9 protein-coding genes and 2 tRNA genes are annotated in these 11,685 nt (G+C 40.2%); 3 read left to right on the plus strand and 8 right to left on the minus strand.

Annotation, left to right across the window (positions count from 1 at the left end; all coding sequences use genetic code 11):
* Window positions 1-126: 126 nt before the first annotated feature.
* Window positions 127-1,416 (plus strand): S8 family peptidase, encoded by a 1,290-nt coding sequence (locus tag ACYQ1I_RS05890; RefSeq protein ID WP_459763323.1) that lies wholly within the window; start codon window positions 127-129, stop codon window positions 1,414-1,416.
* Window positions 1,417-1,493: 77 nt separating this feature from the next.
* Here ACYQ1I_RS05890 and ACYQ1I_RS05895 read toward each other — a convergent pair whose 3' ends face one another.
* Together ACYQ1I_RS05895 and ACYQ1I_RS05900 are read right to left on the minus strand one after the other, a co-directional pair.
* Entirely contained in the window at window positions 1,494-2,972 is a 1,479-nt protein-coding gene (locus tag ACYQ1I_RS05895; RefSeq protein WP_459763325.1) for a peptidoglycan DD-metalloendopeptidase family protein, read from the minus strand.
* 221 nt (window positions 2,973-3,193) lie between these two features.
* Window positions 3,194-4,705 carry a M1 family metallopeptidase gene (locus tag ACYQ1I_RS05900; RefSeq protein ID WP_459763327.1) on the minus strand — a complete coding sequence of 504 codons (1,512 nt, stop codon included), beginning with the start codon at window positions 4,703-4,705 and terminating at the stop codon, window positions 3,194-3,196.
* A 199-nt stretch (window positions 4,706-4,904) separates the two neighbouring features.
* Between ACYQ1I_RS05900 and ACYQ1I_RS05905 the strand changes: the two genes are divergently transcribed.
* A complete protein-coding gene (locus ACYQ1I_RS05905) occupies window positions 4,905-5,978 on the plus strand; it encodes a DnaD domain protein (protein WP_459763328.1) in 1,074 nt (357 codons plus the stop codon).
* Between the two features lie 11 nt (window positions 5,979-5,989).
* A complete protein-coding gene (locus tag ACYQ1I_RS05910) occupies window positions 5,990-6,964 on the plus strand; it encodes an ATP-binding protein (protein WP_459763330.1) in 975 nt (324 codons plus the stop codon).
* Window positions 6,965-7,017: 53 nt separating this feature from the next.
* On the opposite strand, the gene ACYQ1I_RS05915 is transcribed toward ACYQ1I_RS05910, so the two are convergent.
* From ACYQ1I_RS05915 to dnaB, 6 genes are all read right to left on the minus strand, one after another.
* Window positions 7,018-7,092 (minus strand) — tRNA-Glu (locus ACYQ1I_RS05915).
* 55 nt (window positions 7,093-7,147) lie between these two features.
* Window positions 7,148-7,223, minus strand: a tRNA-Lys gene (locus ACYQ1I_RS05920).
* Window positions 7,224-7,518: 295 nt separating this feature from the next.
* Window positions 7,519-8,802: an adenylosuccinate synthase gene (locus ACYQ1I_RS05925; protein WP_459763332.1), complete on the minus strand. Its 1,284-nt coding sequence runs from the start codon at window positions 8,800-8,802 to the stop codon at window positions 7,519-7,521.
* 267 nt (window positions 8,803-9,069) lie between these two features.
* Window positions 9,070-9,273 (minus strand): DUF1858 domain-containing protein, encoded by a 204-nt coding sequence (locus ACYQ1I_RS05930; protein WP_459763334.1) that lies wholly within the window; start codon window positions 9,271-9,273, stop codon window positions 9,070-9,072.
* 253 nt (window positions 9,274-9,526) lie between these two features.
* Window positions 9,527-10,159, minus strand: coding sequence for a GNAT family N-acetyltransferase (locus tag ACYQ1I_RS05935; protein WP_459763336.1), 633 nt, complete (start codon window positions 10,157-10,159; stop codon window positions 9,527-9,529).
* A gap of 134 nt (window positions 10,160-10,293) precedes the next feature.
* Window positions 10,294-11,640, minus strand: a complete 1,347-nt coding sequence (dnaB, locus tag ACYQ1I_RS05940; RefSeq protein ID WP_459763338.1) for a replicative DNA helicase — start codon at window positions 11,638-11,640, stop codon at window positions 10,294-10,296.
* Between the last annotated feature and the right edge of the window lie 45 nt (window positions 11,641-11,685).

The following is an 11,685-nucleotide window of genomic DNA, read 5'->3' on the forward strand; positions in this document are numbered from 1 at the left end:
ACATAATTATGTAAACTTCCACCGAGGAAAAATTTACATGATTTCGTTGAAATATTCATCTTTTTTATCACTTTTTCTCTGCCATGGCATACCTTATATTAGAATGTTAATAAAGGAGGGCCCGCTGTGTTTGGATATAGAAATATCATTGATGATTTAGTGGTGGAACGATTAATGGAGGCTGAAGGAGAGGATATACCCGTTATTATAACCGCCAAGGATTGTGAATGTGAAGACCTGGAGGCCTTTGTCAAAAGCCTGGGGGGTACAATCAAGCATAAGTTAAATATCATTAATGCCGTTGCCGTTCAGCTCCCCTCGGTGGGTGTCAGAAGCGTTGCCAGGGAGAATATCATAGAAAAGATATTTTTTGATGATATGGCTTTTAAATTAATGGATATTGCCACCGTTACCGTCGGTTCAGATTATGCCAACGAAACAGGATTGACGGGAAAAAATGTAGGGGTGGCTGTTATTGATACGGGGGTATATCCCCATTATGATTTAACCACACCGGTTAACCGTATTGTGGCTTTCCATGACCTCATCAATAAAAAGTCTGAACCCTATGATGATGATGGCCACGGAACCCACGTAGCCGGAATTATTGCCGGAAACGGTTTTTCTTCCAGGGGAAAATATATGGGTGTGGCTCCAGACGCCAACATCATCGGTGTAAAGGTCTTAAATCAAGATGGCGGCGGCAGTATTTCAGATGTTATTGCCGGGATTCAATGGACAATAGAAAATCGTGAGCGCTATAATATTAAGGTTATGACCATGTCTTTAGGTACAAAGGCTAAAACCTCTTATCGACAGGATCCCCTTTGTCAAGCGGTTTCTGCGGCTGTTTCAGCAGGCATTACCGTTGTTACGGCAGCAGGGAACAATGGTCCGAAGGAGGCAACCATTAATTCACCCGCCATAAGCCCCAGTGTAATTGCCGTAGGTGCCTGCGATGACCGAAAGGCAAAGGAGGCCGGCAAAGTAACGATTGCTGAATTTTCCAGCAGGGGACCAACGGTTGACGGAATTACCAAACCCGACATATTAGCTCCAGGGGTAAGCATACATTCTTTAAGCCACGAGGGTAGCGGCTATACCAGCCTTTCCGGTACCTCAATGGCTACCCCCATTGTAGCGGGCTGTGCGGCTCTGCTATATGAAAAAAATCCCCAGGCATTACCGAATCAGGTGAAGGATACCATTGTCGGAAATGCCCTGCAGCTTGGCTTGAGTCCTGATGTTCAGGGAGCAGGACTCTTAGATATTAAAAAGATTGTTGGCACCATGAAGCCTTCACCTTCACCGAAACCTCCCTCCAGTCCCGTCGGCGGCAGCCCCTTTGGTTCATTCTCAGGCTTTGGTAGTTGGTTCTGGGTACTATTGGTGGTTTTATTGATTTTAATTTTATAAGTCACTTTTGTTTTGTTTAGCGATATCGGGGTATAAATAAAGCGTGACCAGAAATTGGTCACGCTAAGCTATTTTACTTAATATTTTACATAGCCCAAGGGGTTAATCGGTGTTCCATTTTTTCTTACTTCAAAGTGTAGGTGAGGGCCTGTGCTTCTACCGGTATTTCCTACATTGGCAATATGCTGACCCTTATAAACCCGATCACCTTTACTTACCAGCAGCTTGCTGCAATGGGCATAATAGGTCTGGTATCCATTTTCATGATCAATAATGACCAGGTTACCATAGGCACCATTGGAGCCTGAAAAGGAAACCTTGCCCCCATCGGCGGCATATATTGGCGTACCTGTTTTATTGGCAATATCAATCCCTGTATGCATTGAGCCCCATCTGGAGCCAAAGCGGGAGGTTAAGGTCCCCCGGGAAGGATTTGCAAAAACACCAGTAGCCATGGTTTTAGGACGAGCCTTTGTTCCCTCGGCAACAACCCTTATCTGAGGCTCCGCTAATACCTTTTCTTCTAATATTTCCCGGTCCACCTCAACACCATTTTCTTTAATTAGATAACCCTTTATTTCCCTTGAACCTTCTTCACCCTGGGCAATAATCTTTTTATCGCCTTCATAGAGGGAGTCAGTTTCTTCATAGACAGTTTCATAGGGTACCGTTTCAACCATTTCTACATATTCTTTAGTTAGTACCGTAACATAAGGCTTTGGTACCACCAAGCTGATTTCCTGCCCTATTTTTAATTTTTCAGGATTTAAATCAGGATTAGCCTTTTGTATATCTTCAACCGTAAGATCATGGTTTCTGGCAATGACCCAGGTATTTTCGCCGTTTTGTACCTCATGGATCTTTACCTCATCGGTGCCATTAGTAATTAAATTGATGGCATCCTCTTTATCTCTAATGACACCACTGCTGCTCATGACACCTACCAATTCAACAGACTCTTTAAAGTCAACCGCCTCATAGTCTTGATCTGCATTTATGTAGGGTTCCTTCAGGGCCGCTAAAACAGCCTCTGCAGTTTCCATATCCTTTACTAAAGTAACTTCCTCGCCGTTTACCATAATGGCTACAGCCTTAATCTGTATGTTCATGAGTCTTTTGATATTATTAATAATATAGGCTTCCTTTGTTAAGGCCTCATCATCAGCCTTAGTAGATTTCAGCACAACATCTTCAGATAGGTCTATTTCCTGATGATAAATGGTTTTAATTTCATCCTGTGCAATCTCAACAGCCTGCCAAAAATCTTCCTCTTCCCTTACAACTCCTATAACCTGGCCATCTACAATAACCTCGTAGGCCCGAAGGGTATTGTTCATCCACTGATTGGTTAATAGGGCAATCATTAGAATAGATACAATTGAAGCAGCTATGATTGTATATTTTTTCCTATTTTGAGGACTCAGCTTGTAATAAGCTCTCTTTGCATTGTAAAGGGCTTGCTGTAATAACAGCTTTATATTTTTTGTCTTAAGGCTTGCTTTTCTTATGTACAAATTAAATTTTATATGAAGATGCTTCATAAACCTTTGGTTCATCCATATTATCTCCTCTCAAAGCCGGGATAAAAGCACCAGCTTGAAAATTTTGAAGAGTGTTCGGTTGTCGTGCAGTTCATCAATCCTATTTTTTAAAAATTCCTAGGACTTTTGTAATATTTTCGTAATAATCACCCTATAATTATATAATATTCAATTTGTCATATTCAACCCCAAACTAGTGTTCTATTCCGGAATTATTATTCCCTAATTCCCTCCATTTATTCAAATTCAACCTTTAACCACTCCTGAAAAAGATAATCAAGTATTTTTTCTGTATTACTTTGGCAGATTTCAAAAAAATCCTTCGTGGTGGCATTTTTGAATTGATATGCTGAATAATACTCCCTCAGGCTCTTTAAAAAGGCCTCATCCCCCATTTCTGACCTTAGGGCCTCAACAAAAAGGGCTCCTTTGCTATAAACAATGCTGCTGTACTCATGGGAGCTGTCAAATTCCTTCAGACTTCTTAAAATCCCCTCTCCCTTGTCTGGCTCAAGGGCAATAAAGCCTTCATACTGGGCCTTCATCATTTTTTCCATAATTTGTTCCTTTATATGTTCCCCATACTTCTCTTCAAAATACATTAAAGTTGAATATTCTGTCAAAGCCTCATCCAACCAGGGCTCCTTTACCTGATTATTGCCTACGATTCCATACCACCATTGATGAGCAATTTCATGGGCAATAACATATTCCAGAGGAAAATCCTCCTTCATTTGATACAAATCTTTGCTGATCATCACCAAATTGGGATATTCCATTCCCCCCAGGTGAAAATCACTGGCCACGACAGAAAGCTTTTGGTAAGGATATTTTCCAAATAGACGATTAAAAATTTCAATTGAATCTATGCTGAATTGAAGGGCTGCCTTACTTTTATACTCATCCAGGGTATAGGAGTTTACTTCAATTCCATCTACCTGCCCACTGGCTACTAAAAAATTTCTACTAATAACAATGGAAAAATCCCTTACATTTTCGGCCCTCAGATGATAAATTTTCTTTCCTCTTTGCTGCTGCTCCTTCACCAATTCCCCGGTGGCTGCCACGATATAATCATCGGGTATACTGAGCTTTACTTCATAGGCCGCCACTTCACTGTAAAAGGGATCGCCTATGGGATAATAGGGGTCTAAATGCCAACCCAGCTCATTATAGACTGCTAAAATTGGATACCAGTTGTTGATATTAACCGTATCATCACCATAGCCCATCCTGCCAACGGCATTGGGTAGCTGAACATCAAATTTAATTTCAATGACCGTTTCTTCCCCCGGTGCCAAAGGCCTTGCCAGGGTAGCTCTGAGTATTGTATTGGTATCACCTATTACTCTATAATCAATATTCCGGCTTTGCTCCTTCATCCCTTTAATTTCAATCCAGCCCGGACTGAAGCCATTGGGGTAGGCAAAGCTTAATTCACTGTTTTCAAAGGGGGCCAAATCCTTTTCTTTAAACACATTGGGGTAAATATGAAAATATATTTGATCAAGGGTTGCTTCAAATTCGTTTCTAAAGGTAATACGTTGAGTAGCCTGTATTGTTTTGGTTTCAGACTGGTATTCTGCTTCAATGGCATAAAAAGCCCTGATATTAATGGCATCGGGATTAGAGACCCACTCAATGGGTTGTTTATGACTGATAAGTTGTATAATAAGGGCTAAAATAAGCATACTCCCGGCGATACCCATTGTTATCAGCTTTCTTCTCATATTAAGTACTAAATTCACTGAAATCCCCCTTTCTAGAATACTGCTATTAAAATATTATTTCTATTTGCTAATTTTATTCCATAATTAGCTTGTAGCCTGTCTATTACATGGTGTAAGGGGAATTGTGCCTTAATTAAATTTAAACTTTACCACAGGATTCCCCCCGGGTTCTATGTTATAATAAACAATAAGACTGTAATAATGGAGTGATTTAACAATGGGTTTTATACGAAAAGCACCTTCTATTGATCTGGGGGATACGGCCATAGAAAATATCTTTATTGATGTCTATATGCCTATGGCCAACGGTACCCACGTGAAGGTCTATTTATTAGCCTATAAATATGCCCTAGACCCCGAAAAATGTACGGCGGTAAATAATACAACCATTGCCAAAAACCTCAACATTCCCCTAGAAGACGTTCTGTCGGCATGGGATTTTTGGGAAAGTAAGGAGATCATCAAAAAGCACCATATTGATGATGAAAATGACCCGAATTATACTGTAGAATTTATCAACCTGAAGCAATTATATATCGATAAAAACTATAAACCCCAGCAAGCTACCAGGGTTCAAGAGCAAAGCCAAGATCAGGGTCTTTCCACAAAGGATTTGGTAGAGGCCAATCAGGTTCCCCTGATTAAGGAGATGTTTCTGGACATTAACAAAATCATTAACCGGCCCCTGGTGCCCAATGAAAAGCGCATTATACTGGAATGGTTCCATAGCTATAATATCGATACAGCCCTTATTGTAAAGGCCTTTAGCTATTGTAAGCATAAAAAAAACATTAAAAGTGTCAACTATGTTGGGGGCGTCATCAGAAACTGGTACGACCAGGGTATAACTTCCCTAGATCAGCTTCAGGAGTACTTAACAAGGCAGGGTGAGCGTTTTGCCCTGTATGACCGGGTTTATAAAGCCCTGGGCTTTCACTTCAGAGAGCCCGCCGAATCAGATATGAAATTTATGGATCAATGGGCTGACACCTACCAATTTTCAATTGATGTCATTTTAAAGGCTTGCGAAAGCGCTAGCAAAACCTCTAATCCCAATATTAGCTACATTCATCGCATATTAACCGACTGGTATCAAAAGGGTATCAAAACAGTGGAAGATATAGCAGTTTTAGACAAGAAGCCAGTAAAGGCAGCCCCAGAGAACACTTCGGTCAAGCCAAATCGATTTAAAACGAAATTTCATCTTTCTGAAAGCCGTTTTGACCAATATACGGCCGAGGAACTGGAATCAATTATTCTTAAAAAGCAGAGAAATAAAAACAAGGGCTAGGAGGAAGTCACATGCTTTCTGAACATTTGCAGAATATATTAAGAGAATACGAGAAAAAGAGAAACCAAGCCAAGGAACAAAGAGAAAAAAGAGTTCAGGAAATATACCTAAAGATTCCCCGTGTCGCCGAAATAGATCAGGAAATTAAACAGGCGGGCCTTTCAATATCCCGGGCCATTTTAAATCAGGTGGGAGACCCTGATGCAAGGCTTTTAGAGCTAAGAGCAAGGCTGGAGTCACTTCGGCAGGAAAGGGCCTTTTTATTAACGGAAAACAATATACCCCTTCAATACTTAGAAATACAGTATCAATGCAGTCATTGCCAGGACCAAGGCTTCACTGCATCTGGTGAAAAATGCCGTTGTCTGAAGCAGCAGCTAATAAACCGGGCCTATGCCATGTCCAATCTTTCATTGATACTAGAAAAAGAGAATTTTCAAACCTTTGACATTAATCTTTTCTCCAATGAGCCCTTTGAAGGCCAGGAAGTCAGCCCCAGGGAAAACATGCTGGAAATTTTAAATACCTGTGAGGGCTTTGTTATCAACTTTGATAAGGATAACGGAGAAAACCTTTTATTTTACGGCCCTACAGGACTTGGAAAGACCTTTTTAGCAAACTGTATCGCTAAGGCTCTGTTAGATAAGGGAAAAATCGTGGTTTACCAAACCGCTTTTAAAATATTTGAAATTCTGGAGGAGATTCGCTTCCACAATCAACAGAATAAGGGAAAATACCAATTATTATTCGATGCCGACCTCTTGATCATAGATGATTTGGGAACCGAAATTACCAATACCTTCACCAACAGCGAGCTATTTAACATTATTAACAGCAGGCTATTGGCCAATAGAAAGACCATTATCTCTACGAATCTAAATCCAAAGGATTTTGGCTCAAGATATGATGACCGTATCGGATCTCGCTTGTTCTCAAGATACAGCGTTTTAAAATTCTATGGAAACGACCTGCGCTGGCAGGTTTAATTTTCATTAAAAAAAGCCTTACTCCCATTGAGTAAGGCTTTTTTACTGTAGGCTGGTGACCCCTAGGGGAATCGAACCCCTGTTACCGCCGTGAAAGGGCGGTGTCTTAACCGCTTGACCAAGGGGCCAGGTTTCAACAGCCCTTGGTCTCCCTTACCAAGAACCGCCGAAATAAATATGTAGTGGTGATCCATCCGCGACTCGAACGCGGGACACCCTGATTAAAAGTCAGGTGCTCTACCGACTGAGCTAATGGATCAAGTCATTGCCCACAGTTATATATAATAAGACAGATTATATCGTAAGTCAACACTTTTTTGTCGAAAAATTTGATTTTATATAATATGATAACCTGCTTCCCTAGCGTTCCATAAAAATATAATCCTAATCAGCAGTTGGTTTTTCAACATTTTTTAAAGATATGCTTTTTTAAAACACCCTGGATTTTACAATACTACGATAACTGCTAATAATCATGCTATTGTTTAATTATTGATATTAAGATAAAAAATACAGGTATTCTTTAAAAAGAACACCTGTATGAAAGGCAGCATTTAAAAAATCGCTTCACGAATGATGGTCTGACTTCTCTTGGGGCCCACCGAAACAATTTTAACAGGAACCCCTACATAGGCTTCGATAGCCTCTATATATTTTTTAGCATTATTAGGCAAGTCTTCAAAGCGCTCAACCTGAGAAATATCTTCATGCCATCCATCAAGCTCCTTATAAATCGGCTTGCACTGGGATAAAATCTTTAAATTAGCCGGAAAGTTCTCAATGACCGCTCCGTTATATTCGTACCCAACACACATATTAATTTTGTCAAAGCCGCTCAATACATCCATCAGCATTAGAGATATTGATGTTAACCCGTTAACTCTGGCAGTATAACGCACCATTACCCCATCAAACCAGCCGCAGCGTCGAGGCCTGCCGGTGGTGGTACCAAATTCCCTGCCCTTTGTTCTAATTAAATCCCCCACCTCGTTTTCCAGCTCTGTGGGGAAGGGACCCTTTCCCACCCGGGTAGTATAGGCCTTGACAACTCCAATCACCTCACCGATCATTTTGGGCCCGACTCCGGCCCCAATACAAAATCCTCCTGAGGTGGGATGTGAAGAGGTGACATAGGGATAGGTACCCAGGTCTATATCCAAAAGAGTACCCTGGGCCCCTTCAAACAATACCTTGTCTCCTTTGGTTAAGGCCTCATGAACATAGCCGGTGGTATCTTTAACATATTTACGGATTTTGTCGGCATATTGACAGTAGGTATTATATATTTCCTGGGCATCAAAGCCCTTTTCATCATAAATCTTTTCTATAATTTTATTTTTTCTTTCCACCTGATGAAATAATCTTTCTTTAAAATGCTCCTTGTCCATCATTTCACCAAGGCGAATACCCGAACGTTCTATTTTATCCATATAACAGGGGCCAATGCCTTTTTTTGTCGTACCGATCAAATCATTTCCTCTGGCTTCTTCCTCCAGGGTATCTATTTTTTTATGATAGGGAAAGATGATATGCACCCTTTCATCAATCATCAGGTTTGAGGTATCAACCCCTTGGGCTTCTAATACTTCAATTTCCTTTAAAAAACCCTCTGGATCAAATACAACACCGTTACCGATGACATTTTGCTTATCCTTATACAAAACTCCCGAAGGAAGTAAATGAAAGGTATATTTTTTATCTTCTACGATTACAGTATGGCCTGCATTGTTACCGCCCTGGGCACGAACAACCATATCGGCTTCGCCGGCAAGATAATCAATAACCTTACCCTTGCCCTCGTCACCCCATTGGGCACCAATAATTACCACTGATGGCATAAATTCCACCCCTTATTCGTAATTTTATCTTTGTCCATTAACTCCTCCATAATACTATCACAAATACCCGCCCTGGTCAATCAATAGTCGAATATTATTTAGAAAATACAAAATAATATTCGATAATTATCAGCTTATCGTCAACAAATATGGGCTTATTTATGAAATTTTTCAGGAATATAGTGATTCTTACAGTACAGGTTCCGAACAATCAAAAAACAGAAAAAGGGTCAAAGCTAAAACGCCCCGACCCTTTTCTTATCTTACCTATTTGCCTTCAAAATACGCATTTAAGTCAGCAACTAAGTTTGTAACATCAATACCATGAACCCTTCCAGCGTCTCCAATACTTTCCATTGTCGCACCTGGGCACCCAAGACAATGTAATCCATATCGCATAAAGATAGCCGCTGTTTCACGATCCATTCTTAGCACATCCATAATGGTCATTTCTTCAGTTATTTTAGCCATTCATACTACCTCCTTTATTAAAAGTGTCGTCTTAATTTTATCATTTATGAAAAAAATTATCAACAAAACCCTCATCCAACAGGACTAAATTTATCCACAGCTTCTACAGACTTTTTCACAGTCTTATTCTTAAGCTCCCCATTTCGTGTCTAATTTATCTACACGGCTATACTTATTGGTACTACACAATTTATTATGATAATACGATCTAAAATAGAAAGATTTTTAATTTTTATCCACATATGCCACAGAACTATGCACAGGTGTTCGGTGGATATTGTGGATAATTATCCTTGTTTTTCATATACATTTCCTTTGAAATATACATATGGATAAACCGACATTTTAGCCTTCTATTTTCCATCTTAAAATACCTTCGATATTCCATTAGACTGGGATCTTTAAATACAGCAAGGCCCTGATCTTCAAATTCGTTATATTCCAGGCCCTTCATTACAAAACCACTGTTAAGATAGCATTGCTGGGCTCTGTAATTAAATTCTGCTACCCTTAGGTCTAGCCGGCTCATTTTCAGCTTTTCAAAGTAAAATGGAATGAAAGCCCTTAAACAATCTGTACCATAGCCCTGGTTCAAGTTCCCAGGATCAAAGACAATTCCCAGCTCACTGGTTCTTCGAAACAGCTTGATATTTCTAAGGGATAAATAGCCCACCATTTTATGATCTTCATTAAAAACAGCATAGCTCTTTTTAGACAGGGAATAGGTTTTTTTATGATACCAATAGTCCCTTTCGGCATGATTCATTTTGGGAAACGTATAGGAACGAAACAACGGGTCAGTATGGGCTTCCCAGTCCTGCATTATATCCACATGACCTCTTTGAAGCTTAACAATATAGGTAAAATTCCCCCTTGCAACAACCATTGATACCCCCCATTATCTAATATTCTATTTTACCTCTGATTTGATCCTAATAAAATCACTATCAATATTAAACATCTGAATTAAATTTCTTTATATTACTATTTTACCCCTTTTAGTGGCTAAAAAAATATTTATTAACCCTCTCTAAATTTTTCATAATCAAGGAATTTTTGAAAGTTACCCAGCCAGATTAGCTCGACAGAACCAGTTTCACCATGCCGATGCTTTGCAATGATTACCTCTGCCAGATTCTTTTTGTCGCTTTCCGGATTATAATATTCATCACGATACAAAAACATGACAAGGTCAGCATCCTGCTCTATGGCTCCTGATTCCCGCAGGTCTGATAAAATAGGCTTATGATCGGCCCTTAGTTCGGGGGCCCGGGAAAGCTGTGACAGAGCTATTACAGGACAATCCAATTCCTTGGCCATAATCTTAAGATTTCTTGAGATTGCAGAGATTTCCTGCTGTCGATTTTCTGAACGTCTGTCTCCCTGCATTAGCTGAAGGTAATCTACCAGTACAAGGTCCAGTCCCTTTTCCAGCTTGAGCCGGCGGCACTTTGACCTCATTTCCATAACCGAAATACCCGGTGTATCATCAAAGTAAATTTGTGCCTGAGACAACGGAATCATGGCCTGGGCGATCTTCCCCCATTCCTCCTCATTGAGGTTACCTGTCTGAATCTTATTTAAATCTACCATGGCTTCAGAAGCCAGCATTCTTAGCATAAGCTGTTCCTTTGACATTTCCAGACTGAAAACCGCCACTGAAGCCCCGGCCTTAACAGCAGCATTTTGGGCCAAATTCAGAGAAAAGGCTGATTTTCCCATGGCAGGCCGGGCAGCTACCAAAATCAAATCTGTCTTATGAAGCCCGCTTAGCTTACGATCTAAGTCAATAAAACCGGAAGACAGACCAGTAATTCCTTTTTTATTTTCATATAGCTGTTCAATTTGATCAAAGGTTTTGGAAAGCAGTTCCTTAATAGGTGTAAAGCCCTCTTGAAAACGATTTTGCGATAAATCATAAATATTCTTCTGGGCCTGTTCAATAATATCTTCTACCTCAAGGTCTTCGGAACCATAGCCAAGGTTAATAATTTCCTCTGAGGAATGAATCAATCTCCTTAAAATTGATTTTTCCTCTACGATTTCGGCATAATATCGTACATTTGAAGTTAATGGCACCGCCGAGGCCAGACTAGTAAGATAGAGAATACCTCCTATGGCATCCAGGGTTCCCCTGTTTTTTAATTCCACCGTTAGGGTGGTTAAATCCACCGGTTCATTTTTATTGAAGAGATTATAGATGGCCTCAAATATTTCCTCATGGGCCTTTTTATAAAAGTCCTTCGGTCCTAATATTTCTAATGCAACTAAAATTGCCTCCCGGTCTAAAAGCATTGAGCCCAGTACTGACTGCTCTGCCTCAATACTGTGGGGCGGAATCTTATTAAACTGATTTAGTCCCTCCATAAAGCTCCTCCTATTTAACGAAGGGCTGGAGTATTCCTCCAACCC

The sequence above is a fragment of the Alkaliphilus crotonatoxidans genome, from assembly GCF_054658015.1.